Here is a 19,564-nt window from a genome sequence, read left to right as displayed (position 1 = left end):
GCCGGACTCAGCGGTTCCCCGCCCTCTTGCTGCAGGCTTTGCCGAATGCCTGGAAGATAGCGAGATAGTTGGGGTTCGTTTCGACCTGCCATTCCGGGTGCCACTGCACCCCGACGGCGAAGGCCGCACCTTCGACGGAGAAGGCTTCAACCAACCCGTCAGGCGCCAGAGCTTCTACACGAAGGCCGGGCGCCAGACGATCAACGCCCTGGCCGTGAATAGAGTTGACCTGGAACTGCGAGGGTAGCCCGATACCGGCGAAAACGCCGCCCGGCTGCACATCGACGACGTGCCGCAGACCATACTGGATTTCGATCGGCTCACCGGCGGGTTCGCGGTGGTCCATGAAACCTTCGACTTCGTGCACCTTCTGGTGCAGCGAACCGCCGAAGGCGACGTTCATTTCCTGGAAGCCGCGGCAGATGCCCAGCACCGGAATCCCGGCCGCGACGGCGCGGCGGATCAGCGGCAGCGTCGTGCTGTCGCGCTCGGGATCATGAGGGGTGCCTGCAATGCTGGCGGAACCACTATAATGATGGGGTTCGACGTTCGACGCCGAGCCTGTGAAGAGCAGGCCGTCGAACGCGGCCAACATGTCTTCCTGGTCGATGGCATCGCCCAGGGAGGGAATGATCAAAGGAATGCCCGAGGCCCCGGAGATCAGCGCTCTGAGGTATTTGTCGCCAGCAACATGGTAGGGTTTGGAACCGATCTGCTTGATGCAGGCGGACACGCCGATTAACGGCAGGCGAGACATGGGACACCCGTGTTTGTAAGTGTTATGGGCTTGAGGCCGAGCTTAGCCTTGTTCATTTTTTTACACAATAGCCATGTAAAAAATCAAACACGCCCCACTGAACAGCCCGCCAGCAAAGGCTCTCCGCTCATCAAAAGCGGCTTGAAACGCCCCAAAAACGGCCCATCACGACCGATGCGCCCCACTTTGGTGCGACATTGACAACCCTTGCCAATTCGGATTGACTCACACCTCAGCTTTCGAATGATTGAAATTTTTAACAATAAAGGTGTGACATCATGTCGGTACCCCAGAGTGCCGTGTCGCTCGAAGAAGCGAGTGAGTTCCTGAAGGAACACCCCGAGGTCCAGTTCGTCGACCTCCTTATTGCAGACATGAATGGTGTGGTCCGCGGCAAGCGCATCGAACGCACCAACCTGCCCAAAGTCTATGAGAAGGGCATCAACCTCCCCGCCTCTCTCTTCGCTCTCGACATTACCGGCTCCACCGTAGAAAGCACCGGCCTCGGCCTGGACATTGGCGACGCGGATCGCGTCTGTTTCCCAATCCCCAACACCCTCTCCATGGAACCCTGGCAGAAGCGCCCGACCGCGCAGCTGTTGATGACCATGCACGAGATGGAAGAGCGCACGCCGTTCTTCGCCGACCCGCGTGAAGTACTGCGTCAGGTCGTACAGAAGTTCACCGACATCGGTCTGACCATCGTCGCGGCCTTCGAGCTCGAGTTCTACCTGATCGACCAGGAGAACGTGAACGGCCGTCCGCAGCCGCCGCGCTCGCCGATTTCAGGCAAGCGTCCGCAATCGGTCCAGGTCTACTCCATCGACGACCTCGACGAGTACGCCGACTGCCTGCAGGACATCATCGACGGCGCCCGCGCCCAGGGCATCCCGGCCGACGCCATCGTCAAGGAAAGCGCCCCGGCCCAGTTCGAAGTCAACATGCACCACGTTGACGACGCCCTGAAGGCCTGCGACTACGCAGTCCTGCTCAAGCGCCTGATCAAGAACGTCGCCTACGACCACGAGATGGACTCGACCTTCATGGCCAAGCCCTACCCGGGTCAGGCTGGCAACGGTCTGCACGTGCACGTCTCGCTGCTCGACAAGGACGGCAAGAACATCTTCACCAGCGAGGATCCCGAGCAGAACGCCGCGTTGCGCCACGCGATCGGCGGTGTGCTCGAGACCCTGCCGGCGTCGATGGCGTTCCTTTGCCCGAACGTCAACTCGTACCGCCGTTTCGGTTCGGCCTTCTTCGTGCCGAACGCACCGAGCTGGGGCCTGGACAACCGTACCGTCGCCCTGCGCGTGCCGACCGGAGCGCCGGAAGCGGTGCGCCTGGAACACCGCGTCGCCGGTGCCGATGCCAACCCGTACCTGCTGCTCTCGGCGGTACTGGCCGGCGTCCACCACGGCCTGACCAACAAGGTCGAGCCGGGCGCGCCGATCGAAGGCAACGCCTACGAGCAGCTGGAACAGAGCCTGCCGAACAACCTGCGCGATGCACTGCGCGAGCTGGACGACAGCGACGTGATGAACAAGTACATCAGCCCCGAGTACATCGACATCTTCGTCGCGTGCAAGGAGCATGAGATGCAGGAGTTCGAGTATTCGATCTCCGATCTCGAGTACAACTGGTACTTGCACACCGTATAAGTGGTAAACGAAACGCCGGCCCTCGTGCCGGCGTTTCCTTGTGCCTCTGGTACACCCGGGGAACTGCGACATCGCAACGGCGAGGAGGGGCGCTGTGGCGAGTCACATCCGTCGTTCCTTCCTGTCCGCGATGTCTCCATCCGCCCGCCCGGGCGCCATCGCGTCTGTCGTGTCTTTGCTGTCGCGCTATCGAGCGGCGAATGCCGCATCCGCTGATTACGTGGTTCATTCAGGGAGATCGCCAATGCCACGCCTGTACGCCTTGATTCTGATGCTGTTGTGCCCGCTGTCCGCCTGGGCCGACCAGGTCATCCGCGTCTACAACTGGAACGACTACATCGCTCCGGAAGTGCTAAAGGACTTCGAGAAAGACACCGGCATCCGGGTCGAGTACACGACCTACAGCACCGCCGACGAGGTCAAGAAGGCCCTGGAGAGCGGTGAGAAGTTCGACGTCGCCGTGCCGTCGCACAACGACCTGCCGGCGCTGATCCGCGACAAGCGCATCCAGGCGCTGGACTTCAGCAAGCTGCCCAACCGCAGCCACCTCGACACCCAGCTGCTGAGCAAGCTGGCCGCCGTCGACCCCAACAACCAGCACGCCGTGCCCTACCTGTGGGGCGCCGTAGGCCTGGCGATCAACGAACCCGAAGCGGAGAAGGCCTACGGCGGCAAGCTGCCCGACAGCTGGAGCGTGATGTTCGACCCGCAGCAGAGCCAGCGCCTGAAGGCCTGCGGCATGAGCCTGCTGGACGCTCCGGACGAAGCCTTCTCGGTGCTGATGAACTACCAGGGCCGCAACTTCGCCCGCAGCGCCCCGTCGCAGATCCGCCGCGCCGGCGAAGTACTCGCCGAACTGCGCCCGAACCTGCGCTACATCGACAGCGAGCGCTACATCCAGGACCTCAACGCCGGCAAGCTGTGCGTCGCCATGGCCTGGGTCGGCGACGCCCTGGGCGCGGCCAACGCCGGCCAGCCGGTGCGCTTCGTGGTACCTCAGGAAGGCTCGGTGCTGTTCATCGACAACCTGGTGATCCCCAGCGCCTCCGAGCATCCGGACCTGGCCCTGAAGTTCATCGATTACCTGATGCAGCCCAAGGTCGCCGCGCAGATCACCGCCGCCACCCTCTACCCCAACGGCAACAAGGACTCCGCGCAGTTCCTCGACGCCGCCCTGCGCGACCAGCCGGGCCTGTACCCGGACCAGGAGACCAAGCGCCGCCTGTTCGCCCTGGAAACCGCGCCGGAGAAGACCGCCCCGGTGATCACCGAAGTCTGGGCCAAGTTGCGCGACGGCGGCAGCTGACTTGCCGAGCACCCCGGAGCTGGCGTCCAATAGCCGCCCAGCTCCGGAGGTCGTCATGCCCGCCCCCTCTCCCACTCGCAAGCCCCGCGCCAGCAGCCAGGCACGCATCGCCGTGATCCTCGAGGCCGCCCGCGCCCTGCTGGCCGAGAGTGGCGCGGCGGGCCTGTCGATCTATGCGGTGGCCGAGCGCGCGGACATCCCGCCCTCCTCCGTCTACCACTTCTTCCCCAGCGTACCGGCCCTGCTGCAGGGGCTGACCAGCGACGTCCACGCCGCCTTCCGCGCCTGCCTGGAGCAACCCGTCGACCACGCCGCCCTGCGCGACTGGCGCGACCTCGCGCGACTGGTCGAGCAGCGCACCCTGGCCGTCTACGCCGAAGACGCCGCCGCGCGCCAGCTGATCCTCGCCAGCCACGGCCTCGCCGAAGTCACCCAGGCCGACAGCCAGCACGACGTGCAGCTCGGCCAGGCCATGCGCAAACTGTTCGAGCGCCACTTCGAGTTGCCGCCGCTGCCGCAGGACATCGAGGTGTTCAGCCTCGCCATCGAGCTGGGAGATCGCGTCTACGCCCTCTCCGTGCAGCGCCACGGGAAGATCACCGAGCGCCTGGCCGAAGAAGGCATGCGGGTGATCGACGCCTACCTGTCGCTGTACCTGCCACCCTGCCTGCCAAAACGGCCGTCGCTCCTGGGGTAATCGATTTTTATCCGACAAATATCCGGACAGACGCGCGAAAAATTTCGGCTACGCCCTTCTTAAACCGATTTTTATCGGATATAAATTCCCTCACCTGGAAACGCTTCGCCGCGCAGCCATGGCGGGCAACCTATACTGGCCCTCCTGCAAGGCTCGACGGCGACGATCTCTCGAATGACATAAGCCACTTCGCAGAATGGCTGGGGCGCAGCGATACCCATCGATGGATATCGGCCTTTCCTTCCGCGAAGCAACCATCAAGGACCGCCCCATGACCACGCTGACCAGCACTCCCCGCGCCGATGGCTTCCGCATGCCGGCGGAATGGGAACCCCAGACCCAGACCTGGATGGTCTGGCCCGAGCGTCCGGACAACTGGCGCCTGGGTGGCAAACCCGCGCAAGCCGCCTTCAGTGCCGTGGCCCGCGCCATCGCTCGCTTCGAGCCGGTGACCATCGGCGTCTCCGCCGGCCAGTACGAGAACGCCCGCGCCCAACTGGCTGACGCGGACAACATCCGCGTGGTGGAAATCAGCAACGACGACGCCTGGGTGCGCGACACCGGGCCGACCTTCGTCACCAACGACAAGGGCGACGTGCGCGGCGTGGACTGGACCTTCAACGCCTGGGGCGGCCTGGAAGGCGGCCTGTACTTCCCCTGGCACCGCGACGACCAGGTAGCGAGCAAGATTCTCGGCATCGAACGCTGCGACGGCTACCGCACCGAAGGCTTCGTGCTGGAAGGCGGCTCCATCCACGTGGACGGCGAAGGCACCCTGATCACCACCGAGGAATGCCTGCTCAACCACAACCGCAACCCGCACATGAGCCGCGAAGAGATCGAAGCCGTGCTGCGCGAGCACCTGGCCATCGACACCGTGATCTGGCTGCCGGACGGCCTGTTCAACGACGAGACCGACGGCCACGTCGACAACTTCTGCTGCTACGTGCGCCCCGGCGAAGTGCTGCTGGCCTGGACCGACGATCAGAACGACCCGAACTACGAGCGCTGCCAGGCCGCCATGCGCGTGCTGGAAACCGCCCGTGACGCCAAGGGCCGCCAGCTGACCGTGCACAAGATCATCATCCCCGGCCCGATCCACGCGACCGAAGCCGAGTGCGAAGGCATCGACCTGGTGATCGGCACCCAGCCGCGCGATCCGTCGATCCGCCTGGCCGGCTCCTACGTCAACTTCCTGATCGTCAACGGCGGCATCATCGCCCCGCGCTTCGACGACCCGGCGGACGCCGAGGCCGAAGCCACCCTCAAGCGCATCTTCCCCGAGCACGAAATCGTGATGGTGCCGGGCCGCGAGATTCTCCTGGGCGGCGGCAACATCCATTGCATCACCCAGCAGCAACCGGCGCCGCAGAAGCGCTGAGTCGCTGAGTCGCTGAAGCTGATTTGCTGAAGAAAAGGGCCGTCGCTCCCACCGGAACGACGGCCTTTTTCATTGGCAGGGGAATGCCTCTGTAGGAGCGAGCTTGCTCGCGAACCACTTCGCGACGGGACTTGTTCGCGAGCAAGCTCGCTCCTACAAAGAGCCCTCGTGCGCACCCATGAAAAAGCCGCCGCCTCTTGCGAGGTCGGCGGCTTTTTCGTTATCCCGCGAGAATTACAGCAGCGGGATGGTGTAGCTGACGATCAGGCGGTTCTCGTCCTGGTCACGCTGGGTCGCAGTGCCCGAACCGGTGGTCGGCAGCCCGCTGCGCAGGGCAGCGTTCTTCCAGGTGAAGCCCAGGCCCTTGAAGGTGCCATCCGGGATCACGTAGGCCAGGGAGATATCACGCTCCCACTCGCTCTTGTCGCCGTACTTGGTGTCGATGTTATCGCCGTGCAGGTACAGGGTCTGGAAGGTCAGGCCCGGCAGGCCGGCCTGGGCGAAGTCGTAGCCGTAGCGGACCTGCCAGGTGCGCTCGCCGGCGCGCAGGAACTTGCCGATCTGCACGTCAGTGATCAGGTAGGCAGTGGCGCCGTCGCCGTTGTTGATGAACGGGAAGTCGCTGTCGCCACTGAGCTGCTGGTAGCCGGCGCCGAAGCTGTGGCCGCTGACGGTGTAGGTGAACAGGCCGCTCCAGGCGCGGTTGTCGACTTCACCCTTGGTCACGCCGTTGCCGTAGTAACCGCTGGTGTAGAAGTTCTTGTCGTGGCCGTTCTTGCCATCATCGCTGCTGTGGAAGTAGCGCAGGTCGGACTTCAGTACGCCCGGGCCGATCGCCCAGTTGTGCTGCAGGCCGAGGAAGTGCTGTTTGTAGAAGTCCTGCAGGTTGCCGTAGTAGTACTGCAGCGTCAGGTCCTTGGTCAGCTTGTAGTCGGCGCCGCCGTAGTAGAACTTGTTGACGAACTCGCCGGTGCGCGCGTTGTTGGCGCCGGCGATGGACAGCCCTTCGTTGTTGCTGGAACTGCGGCCCTTCATGTGTTCCAGCTGACCGCCGAGCAGGGTCAGGTCCTTGAACTCGTTCGAGGTGACCTGGCCACCTTCGAAGGTCTGCGGCAGCAGGCGACCGTCGTTGTAGGTCACGACCGGCAGCTTGGGCAGCAGGGTGCCGTACTGCAGCACGGTGCTGGAAACCTTCACCTTGCCGGTGGCGCCCAGGTGGGAGAAATCGTCGACGGCGCGACCGTCACCATCGGTGGGGAAGACAGTACCGGAAAAACTCGAGCTGGTCGGGTTGTAATGTGTGCCCTTGCCGCTGTCCAGGCGCACGCCCAGCAGGCCCAGGGCATCGACGCCGAAGCCCACGGTGCCTTCGGTGAAGCCGGAGGTGTAGTTGAGCAGGAACCCCTGGCCCCACTCTTCCTGCTTGCTCGGCTCGGCGGTGCCGTTGCGGTTGTCGGTGTTGATGTAGAAGTTGCGCAGGGTCAGGTTGGCCTTGCTGTCTTCGATGAACCCACCGGCGACGGCGGATTGGGCGAGGCCTGCGGCAGCGATGGCGAGCGCGAGGCTCGATTGCGTGAGAGTGCGGCGTTTCATTGGAATTTCCCCATTTTATTGATCTTGGAAAGCAGGCCATTCAAGGCGACCACTGGCTCCAACGGAGCCCGACCGAACGGCAAGCAGCGGCCATGGCGTGTCAGGCACGCTCGGCATGCGGTAATTCGGCGGTGTACGGCGCTCCCCTAAGCGGGGATCGAGCGCAGGCAAGCAGGCGGGAGGGCAGCAGAAGAATGAAATGGCATGGATCGGATCTCGTGTCTTGTTGTTGTGGCAATGCGCGGGGCATGCATCAGTGGCTAGGCAATCCCCAGGCCAACCGGCCTTACCTGCCTGACACGCCCGCCATTTCCGACACTCGAAACAATCTGCAAGCAAATTCCCTCAGGAAAATCAGCGGAAAACCGCCACGAGCCCCCTTCATCCTGGCGGATAACCGCCATCCCCTTTCGCTGTCACGGCAACGCTGGGGGTCACGATAAAAGAAGCTCTATAAATCAAAAAAGAATTAATTATTACTATGTCATTTCTTTTTGGAATATATGATACACCTCTCAACGCTCCTTGCCTGCCCCCTCTGGAGGTACCTACAGCAGCGGACCATCTGTAGGAAATCAGCCGCGCGTTGCAGCTGCCGCGTCCGATCAGGACGAGCACGAAGGGCAGCACGAGTCGCTGCCACCCTCGCACCAAAGCCCGGCCAAACGAACGCCCCGGGAAGCCCGGACCGGCATCGATCCTTACCAGCGCATACCAAAGCGGGTGAAGTGGTTTGAGGCCTGGGATGGATTGCTGAGCGGTTTCTACCTGAGCGGGAAGCGGCCGGAATAATCGCCAGCAGGAAGAAAACACCCGTCCACGAAACAGGTGAGCCCGGCTGGTCACTCGGGGGAAAACACAAAAGATCGAGGTCATGAGGCGAAGAAATTCAGTCGAAAAGCCGACAGGCGACAGATCATGACGGACATCTTTTCCGCTTCGCCCCCCAACAACCTCCCTGCCAACTGACGGGGAAGATGGCTTGGACATGTGGACGGGACAATCACGTCGGGACAGCTGCGCGAGTTCAGGCCGAGCCGCAGAAACCTGTGGTCCGCGTCCTAGTTTTTAGGCGGCCTGCTTCCCACACGTGGGAGCGTACGGAAGGCACCTTCGGCAAATGACAGGCAAAAAAAACCCGCCGGCGCTGCAACGCGGGCGGGTTCGGGACCCTGTGCTAGGGGAAGGCCCCAAAGGAGAGCGGCGGAGTGGAGTCCGCCATAGGAGTGGTGCGTCCCCGCACCCGATGGCGGCGATGATGGCCACCAGCCGGTGCGGAGTCGATTCCAGCGATCCACCCATGGCTGTGGGAAAACTCCCCAATGCCGCGGGCTTTGCCGGGAAGTGCGGACCGCGATCAGTTGCCGCCGACGGCGGCGCTGGTGCTGATGATGTTGGCCGACGGCAGCAGTTGGCTGATGAAGCGGTTCCAGCGGGTGATGTTGGCCGGGCCGATGAACACCACGTCCTGCGGCTGCATGGCGAATTCCTTGGCCAGGGCGTAGGCGGTAGGACGCTTGGCTTCCAGGTGGAAGACCTGGGCCTGGAAGGTTCCCGGCGCGGTGCCGGCGACCGGTTCCGGGTTGCCACGGATCACGTAGACCGAGTCGCCGTCGGAGGTTTCCGGGGCCAGGCCGCCGGCATTGCCGAGCACTTCCAGCAGCGACAGGCCGGTGGTGCGGTAGGTGACCACCTGCGGACGTTCCACTTCACCGACCACGTAGACTTTCTTGCGGTCGTTGTAGGGGAGGTGGATCTGGTCACCGTTCTTCAGGTAGATGCCGGTCAGGGTCGAACCGGAGCGGTTCAGCGCGTCGACGTCGAGCACGTACTCGCGGCCATCACGCTTGAGCGTCAGCCCGGACAGATCCGCCTCGCCGGTGATCACACCCGCCTTGCTGACTGCCTGCACCAAAGTGGTCGGCGTGTTGTTCAACTCGACCTGCCCGCCGTTCTGGAAGGCCCCGGAAAGCACCACGTGCTGGCTGGCATAACGCAGCACGGTGACGTCCACCTGCGGGTCGACGATGCCCTTGTTCGCCAGCCGACGGGCCAGGCTCGTGCGCAACTGCGCCGGAGTCTGCCCTTGCGCGTGCACCACGCCGGCATAGGGGAAGAAGATGTTGCCGTCGGCGCCGACCACGCGACCGTTGGCTTCCATCTGCTGGGTGGAGCCGGGGCTGGTCAGCTCCGGGTGGTCCCAGACGGTGACCAGCAGCACGTCGCCGCCGCCGATCACGTAGTCCTCCTGCGGCGGGCGATAGTTCAGCAATTCTGGGGGCACACCGGGTTTGGCGGCGAACGCGGCCTCCTGGCGTTGCAGCACCTGGGGCGTGATGGGCACGAGGGTGATGTTCATCCCCTCTTTCTGTGCCTCGCGTTGGATATCGGAATCCGTCATGTGCTGACCGGGGGAGAACACGCAGCCTTGTAGCGCCAGACTGCCGACTACAAAGCTGAAAGCGAGCAGGTTTTTCATGGCAATCCTTCCTTGAAGCTTGTGTGGAAACTCAATAGGCATTGCGGTGTACGAAACCCTTGAACAGGGTCAGCAAGACGATCTTCAGGTCCCACCAGACGGACCAGTTCTCGATGTAGTCCAGATCGAACTCGATGCGCTTCTGCATCTTCTCCAGGGTGTCTGTTTCGCCACGCCAGCCGTTCACCTGGGCCCAGCCAGTAATGCCTGGCTTGACCTTGTGACGCAGCATGTAACGGCTGACCTGACGCCGGTATTGCTCGTTGTGCGCCACGGCGTGGGGGCGTGGGCCGACCACGGACATGTCGCCGAGCAAGACGTTGAAGAACTGTGGCAATTCATCCAGCGAGGTGCGCCGCAGGAAGGCGCCCAGCGGGGTGATGCGGCAATCGTTGCGCGAGGCCTGGATGACGGCGGCGCCGTCCTCCATGACCGTCATGCTGCGGAATTTCCAGACGCGGATGGGCCGGCCATCCATGCCGTAGCGGGTCTGGCGGAACAGCACCGGGCCACGCGAGGTGAGCTTCACGGCCACGGCGATGAACAGCATGGGCACGGCGATCAGCAGCAGGATCAGCGAGGCTAGCACCACGTCCTCGATGCGCTTGAGCACGGCGTTGGGGCCGTCCATGGGCGTGTCGAAGATGCTGATGGTGGCCAGCCCGTTGATGCTCTCGCTGCGCGCATGCAGCAGGTCGAACATGAACAGGTCGGGGATCAGGTAGACCGACACCGTGGTGTCGGAAAGTTCGCGGATCAGCTCGTTGAGCAGTGGCTCGCGGGACAGCGGCAGGGTCAGGTAGACCTTGTCGATCTGCCCCGAGCGGGCGGCGTCGATCAGCGCCAGGCGATCGCCTTTTACCGGTACCCGTTCGCCCAGCTCCATCTGCTGCGGGCGGTCGTCGTAGAAGCCGACCAGGCGCAGGCCCATCCAAGGGGCGGCGAGGATGGTCTCGGCCAGTCGCGCGCCGACTTCGCCGGTGCCGTAGATGGCCACATTGCGGCTGTTGAAGCCGTGGCGGCGGGCGACGCGCAGCAGCATGCGGATGGCCAGGCGATAGCCACCCATGATCAGCAACGCTGCGGCGAACCAGCCCAGGCGCCGGGGTTCTTCCAGTTCCACGTGGCGCAGCGAGATGTCCAGCAGCAGCACGGCGAAGAACGCCAGCGACCAGTACAGGGTGACACTCAGCGACTCACGCAGCAGCGACTCGCCGCGCCAGGAGCCGTAGAGCTGGTTCAGCTCGCCGAGCCAGTGGAACAGCATCACGCAGAGCAGCACCGAGACCCAGATCTGTGCATCCAGCACGCCATTGCCAGCGCCGAGCAGCACGACCCCGGTGAACACGATCACCAGGATGTCGCTCAAGCGGTGCGCCAGCGAGATCAGTGACTGGTGCGCACGCAGAATTCCTTTCGTCTTGTTGGGCATGATGGCCTCACGACTGCCGGCGTCGCTCCTGGCGCCGCTGCATCGCAGTCCGTTATCGGGCGCAGTGCCGGCCAGCCCTCCACGGGCTCGCCGGGTGCGGGTTCACTGTCGCTTGTCCAGCAGCAACTGCTGCAGGTAGCGGCCATAGCCGGTCTTGCTCAGGCGCTCGGCCTGCAGGGCCAGCAGCGTTTCGCTGAGCCAGCCCTGCTGGAAGGCGATTTCCTCCAGACAGGCGACCTTCAGTCCCTGGCGCTCCTCGATGGTCTGCACGAAGTGACCGGCCTCCATCAGCGACTCGTGGGTGCCGGTGTCCAGCCAGGCGAACCCGCGACCGAGCAGGCTGACGTGCAATTCGCCCAGCTCCAGGTAAAGGTTGTTGATGTCGGTGATTTCCAGCTCGCCACGGGCCGAAGGGCGGATCTGGCGGGCCATCTCCACCACGCGGTTGTCGTAGAAATACAGGCCGGTGACGGCATAGTTCGAGCGCGGCACGCGGGGTTTTTCCTCGATGGAAAGCACGCGGCCTGCGTCGTCGAACTCGACCACGCCGAAGCGCCCCGGGTCCGCCACCTGATAGCCGAACACGGTGGCGCCCTGGCTCCGCGCGGCGGCGTCGCGCAGGGTTTCGGTGAAGCCCTGGCCGTAGAAGATGTTGTCGCCCAGCACCAGGCACACCGAATCGTCGTCGATGAATTGCGCACCGATCAGGAAAGCCTGCGCCAACCCATCCGGCGAAGGCTGCACGGCGTACTGCAGGCGCACGCCGAATTGCTCGCCGTCACCCAGCAGGGCGCGGAAGTTCGGCAGGTCGGTAGGCGTGCAGATCAGCAGGATGTCATTGATGCCGGCGAGCATCAGCACCGACAGCGGGTAGTACACCATCGGCTTGTCGTAGATCGGCAGCAGTTGCTTGGACACGCCCAGGGTAATGGGGTGCAGGCGGGTGCCGGAGCCACCGGCGAGGATAATGCCTTTCATGATCTGCCTCCTTGCTTGGCGATCTGTTTGGCGTCGAAGCGCGCCAGGTAGTCCGAGCGCTCCATCAGAAAGCTGTCGATCAGGCTGGAGAGCCGCAGTGCGGAGATGTCCCAGGAGTAGCGCAGGACGTTCTCCTGCCCCAGGCGGCGCAGGTCCTCGCGCAGCTTGTGGTCGAGCAGCACGCGGCGCAGGGCCGCAGCGATGGCGGGCGGGTCGAGGGGGTCGAAGTACAGCACCGAGTTGCCCAGCACTTCGGGAATCGAGGCACTGCTGGCGGCCACCACCGGGCAGCCGCAGGCCTGTGCCTCCAGCGGCGGGATGCCGAAGCCCTCGTACAGCGACGGGAAAGCGAAGACGGCGGCGTTGCGGTACTGCTCGATCAGCTGGTCGTCATCCAGCCGGCCCAGCCAGCGCACCCGGTCGCCCTGCCCGCTCTGCTGCAGTTGCGCATCGACGAAGCTGCGGTTGGCGGCGCCGACGATGCGCAATTCCACGTCCAGCTCGCCGAGCATGCGGAACGCTTCGATCAGCCGGGAAAAGTTCTTGTGCGAGGCCGGCGAGGACACTGCCAGTACGTAGGGACGTTCGAGCAGCGTCGGCTCGAGGCCGGAGCAGAACTCGGCGGACACCGCATTGGCGATCACATGGATGCCCTTGGGGTCGACGCCGTAGTGCGAGGCGATTTCCCCGCGGGAGAACTCGCTGACCGTGACCTGCGCCAGCGAGCGGCGCAGCATCAGCGGGATCATCAGGCGGTACAGCGCGCGGAACTTCCAGGAGAAGCTTTCCGGGTGGCGCACGTAAGTGATGTCGTGGTGCGTGACGACCTGCCTCGAATAGGCAAGCGGCGCCGTGCTGCACAGCGAGACCAGCAGCGGCCGGCCGTGACGGGCCAGCCACAGCGGCAGGTCGACCTGCTCCCAGAGGTGCCCGCTGCGCTGGCCGATCTGTTCGACGCGAAGCTGGCTGGCGACTTCCGGGCGGAGGATTTCACCGGGCGGCGCGACGAAGTGGAGGTCGCTGCGCAGCCGCGCCAGCGACAGTGAAATCTGCTCGGCGAAGCGCTGCACACCACTCACTTGCTGGGTGAGAAAACGCGCGTTGATCACGATCATGTGGGTTCTCCGCGATGGAGTCAGCGCAACGACAGTTGCGGGGCCGACGCGCTGCGCACCAGGGTGGGCGACTCGTCGATGCGGATGCTGGCCTGGCAGTCGCCGCCCCCTGCGGGGCACTGCCAGGGCACCGGCCGGCCCTCGCGGCGAGCGATCCCTTCGACGGCGTCCAGGCGCCAGAGGGTGTCGCTGCTGCCGGGCTTGCTGGTGATGTTCAGGGTCTGCTCGTGGCCCAGGGTCCAGGCCACCAGGATTTCCTCGCTGGCCTTGGCGAAGCGCAGCAGATAGACGTTCGGGTCCTCGTTCGGCACGCGACCGACGAAGCGGTAGCGGCCGATGATGTCGGCGATGCTGGCCATCGCGTGGTAGGCCGGCTTGGGCTGTCCGCTGGCGGTGAGCAGGCCGAAGTTGTGCTCCATGTCCGTGCGGTCGATGCCGTCATCCACCAGGTCGTACCACCAGGCGCCCTTCACATTCGGCAGGCTGCGCACCAGCACGTAGGCGCGGGCCAGGTAGGCGGCCTGGCGTTCGCGGCTGATGCCGCAATCGCCTTCATGGGCCGGCCAGCTGAACTCGGTGAAGTACAGCGGGACCGATTTGCCGGCGGCGTTTTCCAGCTTCTGGTTGACGCCCTGGAACCAGTTCAGCCAGGCCTCGGGGGTGGACATCTCGCGCTCGCAGTACACCGAGGGATGCAGCGAGATACCGTCGACGACATCCAGCACGCCGCCACCGGCGATGCGCTCGGCGAAGCCCTGGCGAATGCCCTTGAGGGTGACGGCCCCGGCGAGCACCTTGGCCTGCGGGTCTTCCTCGCGGATCACCTTGGCGGCCGCGCGCACCAGGGTCAGGTAGTCGTCACTGAAGTCCTTGTCAGTGGCGTTTTCCGAGTCCCACTCGTTCCACACTTCGTAGAAGGCGACCTGCCCCTTGAAGCTGCGCACTACGTAGCGCACGTAACGCAGATAGCCCTCGCGGGAAGCGTCGTCACGCGGCTTGGCGTTGCCATAGAACTGGTTCTCGTTGCCCAGGATCAGCAGCGTGTCTATCCCTAAGCTGCGGGTACTGCGCAGCTGTGCGCGCCAGGCGGCGTCAATGGACAACACGCCGCGCTCGCGCTCGACGCTGGACCAGTAGGCATCGTCGCGGAACGACAGGATGCCGGCCTCTCGAGCCAGGCGATTGATGCCGTCGCGGTTGCCCGCGCGGATGTTCTGGTGGGTACTGGCGCCGACGATGAATTCCGGCGCGCCAAGGTTTTCCACCGGTGCCTCGTTGGCCAGGCTGCGCGGTGACTGCAGCAGGGTACCGATCAGCAACGTGCAGGCCAGCAGGCTGAGCATGCCGCCCTGCAGGCGCAGGGTGCGCGGCGCCGGTTGCGGCGCCGCCTCGCCGGGCAGGCGCAGGGCGCGGCCGATGGCCAGGCCGAGGAACAGGCTGGGAATCGGCGATTCGAGTACATCGCTGGTCCAGGCGATGAGCAGGATGCAGTAAGCGATGCCGAGCAACGCGCGGGCTTCGCGGCCGGGTTGGCGCTGCAGGCGCATCAGCATCGGCACCGCCAGCAGGTAGAGGGCGACGCCAGCCACGCCGAACAGGCACCAGAGGTAGAGCAGCGAATTGTCCGCCACCGCCAGTTGCTCGACGCCGAAGATCGGGAAGGCCGCGTAGGCGCTGCCGGTCATGCCCAGCCCGGCGCCGGTGTAGATCCAGCCGTTGTAGTCCATCACCTTGATCAGGTTCGGCCAGGTGTTGACCAGGCGATCCACCATCGAGCCCATCAGGTTGTCGCCGGTGGCAGTGGCCAGGTACGGGTCGACATGGCCGTACAGGCCGTACAGCGGCAACGCCAGCGCACCGAGCACCACCAGCAGGGCAGCCAGCAGGAACAGCAGGCGCTGGCAGCTGATGCTCATCACCAGCAAGGCGAAGAAGAAGGCGCCGGCAGAAGACTTGTTGGTGGTCAGCACGATGCCGACCAGCGCCACCAGGTAGATCAGCCCGCGCACTGGCAGCGCCAGGCGGAAGGAACCCAGGTACAGGCTGAACACCGCCAGCATCATCGCCAGGCTCGAGGACATCCGCGAGAAGCCGGCGATGCGGTCCAGACCATAGGCGCTCCAGGAACGGTTGCCGCTGATCTCGACGCCGCCCATGGAGTAGGTGTAACCCTTCCACGGCACGTTGATGCTGAGGTCCAGGGCGATGCCCAGCAGGGAAGCGAGCAGGCAGAAGAAGATGATCCAGCCCACGGCCTTGCGATGCATTTCCAGGTATTGGCCACAGAGCAGGCCGAACAGCAGTGGCGCGTAGATGAAGACGGAGAAGAAGCCGCTCTGGGATTCGGCGCCGTGCAGCCGGCCGAGCAGCAGCGAGGCTGCCGCGAGGATCAGCAGCAGCCACAGGCCGCGCTGCTGCGGACGGGTGAACAGCTCCCAGCCCACCGCGACGATGCAGGCCACCTTGGGCAGGTAGACGATGGCCGACAGGCCGGCCTGGTCGGTGTAGAAGCGCAGCGCGCCGTTGAAGGTCTCCACCAGCAGCAAGGCCACCAGCACCCCGAGCGCCAGCAAGGAGCGGTCGAAGGTCACGCGGCGGTCGACCTCAAAGCGTGGATACGGGGATTGCAGTTCCATGCTGGACTCCGCGGGTATGCAGGGTGTGGCGCAGGATGGCTTCGTATTCGTCGAGCATTCGTTCCAGGCTGAGCATCGGTGCCACGACTTCACGGGCGCGCGAGGCCAGGCGCTGGCGCAGCGCCGGGTCATGCACCAGGCGCTCAATGGCGTCTCCCAGCGAGTCGCTGCGGTCGGGCGAGCAGAGCAGGCCGTTGATTTCGTCCAGGACGATTTCCGTCAGGCCACCCATGCGCGAGGCGATCACCGGCAGGTGGTGGGCGCAGGCTTCCAGCGCCACCAGGCCGAAGGATTCCGGCGACAGGCTGGGCACCACGGCAACGTCGATCTCGCTGAAGAACTCGGCCGCCTTGCGGTAGCCGACGAAGTGCACGCGCTGGGGATCGGCGAGGGACTTCAGCTGGTTCACGTAGCGGCTGTCGCCCCGTCCGGCGATCAGCAGCGAGGCATCCTCGCCGCGCGCCTGGAACTGCTCGATCAGCCACTCGACGCCCTTGTTCGGGGTCAGCGCGCCGATGAAGCCGAAGCGCAGCGGACGACGCCCGTTGGCCGGCGGCGCGACGGGCACCTCCGCCATCGGCGAGCCGTTGTAGACCACATGGCTCTGGCTGCCGACGAAGTAGCCGGCGTCGAGCAGCGCATTGAGCTGGTAGCGACTGACGCCGACCACCGCATCGACTTCACTCGAAGCCGATGCGTGGGAGCGCCGCAGCAGCGCACAGGACGCGCACTGCTGCTCGCAGTGGCGGCCCTTGTTGAAGCGCACGCCGCGCGGGCAGGTCAGGTACTGGTCGTGAAGGATCTGGACCAGCGGCAGGCCGGCGTCGCGGATCGCATCCCAGGCGGAGATCGACCAGCCCGACAGGTTGTGGCAGACCACCACGTCCGGCTCGACCTCTTCCAGCACCTTCGCCAGCACATGGCGCATGCTCCGGTTGTAGCGATCCAGCCCGTGCCACGCGAGGCGCTTCAGCTTGCCGTGGCTCTTCTCGTCGAACGGCCAGTAGAGATTGCGCAGGCCGGCGCGCAGCACCGCCACACCGTTCAGCGTCTCGCGCTGCAGGCCCGCGTCCGGCCCGGTGCAGAGCACCTGCACGTCGTGGCCACGCCTGCGCAGGCCCTCGGCCATGTGCTGCAGCATGACTTCCGTCCCGCCCCCGATGTGCGGGGCGTAGAGGGTGTTGAGCAGCAGCACTCTCATAGCGGGTAGGCCCGGTTCATGCCGAGGCTGCCGGCCTCGCCATCACGGATCGCCTGCAGCAGCAGGGCCAGGCGGCTGGCGCGGCCGTGGCGGCGGGCGAAGAAGTGCAGCAGGCGGATGAACACCCAGCGGTTGAAGCGGTACATCAGCGGCGAGGTGACCCACAGGTTCTTGTCGAACCAGGCCTGGTTGCGCGCGGCGTAGTAGGCGCGCAGGTCGGAGCTGCCGAGCAGGTAGGTCTCGTAGATGTTGGAGGTGCGCTCCTTGATGTTCCAGGAGTGCTCCAGGTCGTCCAGGCCCGCTTCGGGCACCAGGTAGAGGTGCCCGCCGAGGGCGCCGATGCGGAAGGTGTACTCGGTGTCGTCGGCGTAGAGCACCAGGTCGCGGCGCGGCAGGCCGATGCGGCGGAACAGGTCGGCATGCCCGAGCAGGCCACCGTAGTAGGCGAACGGCAGCTCCAGCAGCGGCTGCGCCGGGCGCGGCTTCGGCTTGCCCCAGGGCGTGCGGCGCCAGAGCTTGTAGGGCAGCTGGCGGACATGGAAGCCGAAGTAGCTGGAGCGCGGCGGCGTGATGAAGCGGGTCGGCACGCCGGAGACGACGTCGGCCTGGTGGGTCGGGCGGAAGCCGAGCACGGCCGTGTTGTCGGCGCCATGGCGCAGTGCGCAGTCGATCAGGCGTTGCTTGAGCAGGGGGAAGGAGCCCGGCGTCGGCGCGTTGTCGTCATCCATCAGCCAGATGAAGTCGCAGCCGGTCTTCAGCGCGGCCTCGATGCCCACGGCGTAGCCATTGGCCGAACCGGTATTGCTGTCCAGCTCGATCACCTGCACGCGGTTGGGCCACAGCCGGAACAGCTCGTCCAGCTCCGCCACCGAGGCATTGCTGACGACAATGGCGCGGGTGATCTCCGGCTCGCGGAAGGCGCGTGCCAGCAGTTCCTGCAGGTAGTCCAGGCGATCGCCATAGGTCAGCGTCACCAGCACGGTCGATCCATTCATCTCGCCACTCCTCCTTGTACCTGGCCTTGTCTGGGTTGTGCGCCTCAGGCGCGCCAGCCGTCGTTGCCGCCCACCGCCGAGAGCTGGCTGAGCGGGACCCGGATGCGTTGTTCGCGTTGCAGCAGATTGAGCAGGATCAGGGCGCGTTCGGTGCCGTCGTCACAGAGGAAGATCGCCTCGACTTCGCATTCGCCTGAGCACTTCAGGCGCACCACCTGGCCTTCCTGGAAGCCGCTGGAGGGCCGCTCGGGCATGGCCGCCAGACGCTGGCGGATGCCTTCCACCAGCTCGTCGGCCACTGCCAGCGGCTGCGCGCCGAAGCTGACGATGCGCGCCACGCCACGGGTGGAGCGGATCGGGAACCAGTTGTCGTGCTGCTGATCGAGACGAATGAACAGGTAGCCTGGGAACAGCGGCTGCGGGCGGCTGCCCTGCTTCACCACCGGGCGGTAGCAGGAGAAGCCCTGGCGGCCGAGGTTCTCCTCGGCGCGCAGTTCCTGGTGCGGTTTGGTCTGGATCAGGTACCAGCGGTACTGCGCGGCTTCCAGGTCCACGCCAATCACAGCATTCATGACTCGTACTCCCCGAGGATGTCGGACGACGGAGCGGGTCGCTCCAGGGTGTAGCGGCCCAGCAACCGCTGCATCTCGTCCGGCGGGTTGAACATCAGCACGTCGATGATCGACAGGCTGGGGACGAAATCAGGGCTGAACTGCGGGTAGCTCAGCTCGTCCATGCGCAGGAACTGCAGCTCCAGGCCGTGGGCCTGGAACACGTCGGGCGAGTACAGGTGGCGACCGCCCTCCGGGTTGAGGTAGATGTCGCCGCCGCTCTGCTTCACCGCCTCGATCAGGCGCTGGTCGCGGCCGATGTCCTCGGCCAGCTCCAGCTCCGAGGCACGCACCATCGGCGTGTCGATACCGATGTAGTGGCAGATGCGACGGATCGAGTGCTCGGCGAAGTGCGACAGGTTGCGCTCGGGGTGCTCGAGGATTTCCTCCAGCAGCGGCATCACCTGCTCGTAGCACGGCGCGCGGTGGTAGGCATGGCGGATGGTATGCAGCAGTCGCCGGTTGCTCAGGTGCATCTGCTCGCTCAGCCTGCGTTCGTTGATCGCCTGGGTCTGCGAGCCCTGCTCCAGGGGGAAGCTGAACTGCCAGATCTTCCCGCCGACCAGCAGGCGATTGCGGTTGATCCACCCACGCCGGGTGTACTGCAGGCTGTCGCCGAGAATGAACAGGCCGCTCGCGGCGATCAGCTGGAAGTACCCCAGGTAGGGGAACAAGTACGGCTGCATGAGGCTGACGATATGGACCATGGCTGCATCCTTTCCCTA

The 19,564-nt window shown here is 64.9% G+C and carries 15 protein-coding genes; 4 read left to right on the top strand and 11 right to left on the bottom strand.

Annotated elements, in window-relative coordinates; all coding sequences use genetic code 11:
• Positions 1–7: 7 nt before the first annotated feature.
• Positions 8–757, bottom strand: a complete 750-nt coding sequence (locus UB43_RS22320) for a gamma-glutamyl-gamma-aminobutyrate hydrolase family protein (RefSeq protein ID WP_045215528.1) — start codon at positions 755–757, stop codon at positions 8–10.
• A 278-nt stretch (positions 758–1,035) separates the two neighbouring features.
• Here UB43_RS22320 and UB43_RS22315 point away from each other — a divergent pair, with 278 nt between their 5' ends.
• The 4 genes from UB43_RS22315 (at position 1,036) to aguA (ending at position 5,799) form a co-directional block, all read left to right on the top strand.
• The gene (locus UB43_RS22315) at positions 1,036–2,415 is read left to right on the top strand and encodes a glutamine synthetase family protein (protein ID WP_024762139.1); all 1,380 of its coding nucleotides are present in this window, start codon (positions 1,036–1,038) and stop codon (positions 2,413–2,415) included.
• A gap of 244 nt (positions 2,416–2,659) precedes the next feature.
• Positions 2,660–3,721 (top strand): polyamine ABC transporter substrate-binding protein, encoded by a 1,062-nt coding sequence (locus UB43_RS22310; RefSeq protein ID WP_045215525.1) that lies wholly within the window; start codon positions 2,660–2,662, stop codon positions 3,719–3,721.
• A 55-nt stretch (positions 3,722–3,776) separates the two neighbouring features.
• Positions 3,777–4,418 carry a TetR/AcrR family transcriptional regulator gene (locus tag UB43_RS22305; protein WP_045215522.1) on the top strand — a complete coding sequence of 214 codons (642 nt, stop codon included), beginning with the start codon at positions 3,777–3,779 and terminating at the stop codon, positions 4,416–4,418.
• A gap of 271 nt (positions 4,419–4,689) precedes the next feature.
• The gene (gene aguA / locus UB43_RS22300; protein WP_045216867.1) at positions 4,690–5,799 is read left to right on the top strand and encodes an agmatine deiminase; all 1,110 of its coding nucleotides are present in this window, start codon (positions 4,690–4,692) and stop codon (positions 5,797–5,799) included.
• Between the two features lie 234 nt (positions 5,800–6,033).
• Here aguA and UB43_RS22295 read toward each other — a convergent pair whose 3' ends face one another.
• The 10 genes from UB43_RS22295 to UB43_RS22250 form a co-directional block, all read right to left on the bottom strand.
• Entirely contained in the window at positions 6,034–7,392 is a 1,359-nt protein-coding gene (locus tag UB43_RS22295) for an OprD family porin (RefSeq protein ID WP_045215520.1), read from the bottom strand.
• 1,357 nt (positions 7,393–8,749) lie between these two features.
• The gene (locus tag UB43_RS22290) at positions 8,750–9,871 is read right to left on the bottom strand and encodes a polysaccharide biosynthesis/export family protein (RefSeq protein ID WP_045215517.1); all 1,122 of its coding nucleotides are present in this window, start codon (positions 9,869–9,871) and stop codon (positions 8,750–8,752) included.
• Positions 9,872–9,902: 31 nt separating this feature from the next.
• Positions 9,903–11,303 (bottom strand): undecaprenyl-phosphate glucose phosphotransferase, encoded by a 1,401-nt coding sequence (locus UB43_RS22285; RefSeq protein ID WP_045215514.1) that lies wholly within the window; start codon positions 11,301–11,303, stop codon positions 9,903–9,905.
• A 102-nt stretch (positions 11,304–11,405) separates the two neighbouring features.
• On the bottom strand, positions 11,406–12,281 hold the full coding sequence (gene rfbA, locus UB43_RS22280; protein WP_045215511.1) for a glucose-1-phosphate thymidylyltransferase RfbA: 876 nt from the start codon (positions 12,279–12,281) through the stop codon (positions 11,406–11,408).
• Positions 12,278–13,396, bottom strand: a complete 1,119-nt coding sequence (locus UB43_RS22275) for a glycosyltransferase family 1 protein (RefSeq protein ID WP_045215509.1) — start codon at positions 13,394–13,396, stop codon at positions 12,278–12,280. The genes rfbA and UB43_RS22275 overlap by 4 nt, the downstream gene beginning before the upstream one ends.
• 20 nt (positions 13,397–13,416) lie before the next feature.
• On the bottom strand, positions 13,417–16,032 hold the full coding sequence (locus tag UB43_RS22270; protein ID WP_045215507.1) for a hypothetical protein: 2,616 nt from the start codon (positions 16,030–16,032) through the stop codon (positions 13,417–13,419).
• A complete protein-coding gene (locus UB43_RS22265; protein ID WP_045215504.1) occupies positions 16,001–17,233 on the bottom strand; it encodes a glycosyltransferase family 4 protein in 1,233 nt (410 codons plus the stop codon). The genes UB43_RS22270 and UB43_RS22265 overlap by 32 nt, the downstream gene beginning before the upstream one ends.
• Complete coding sequence (locus UB43_RS22260; RefSeq protein ID WP_045215502.1) at positions 17,230–18,228, bottom strand: glycosyltransferase; 999 nt, start codon at positions 18,226–18,228, stop codon at positions 17,230–17,232. Before UB43_RS22260 ends, UB43_RS22265 begins: the two co-directional genes overlap by 4 nt.
• 44 nt (positions 18,229–18,272) lie before the next feature.
• Positions 18,273–18,800, bottom strand: a complete 528-nt coding sequence (rfaH, locus tag UB43_RS22255; protein WP_045215500.1) for a transcription/translation regulatory transformer protein RfaH — start codon at positions 18,798–18,800, stop codon at positions 18,273–18,275.
• Positions 18,797–19,546: a WbqC family protein gene (locus UB43_RS22250; protein ID WP_045215498.1), complete on the bottom strand. Its 750-nt coding sequence runs from the start codon at positions 19,544–19,546 to the stop codon at positions 18,797–18,799. Before UB43_RS22250 ends, rfaH begins: the two co-directional genes overlap by 4 nt.
• Positions 19,547–19,564: the final 18 nt, after the last annotated feature.

Source organism: Pseudomonas sp. 21 (genome assembly GCF_000955805.1).
Classification (GTDB): Bacteria; Pseudomonadota; Gammaproteobacteria; order Pseudomonadales; family Pseudomonadaceae; genus Pseudomonas.
This window is presented reverse-complemented; position numbering and strand designations above follow the sequence as displayed.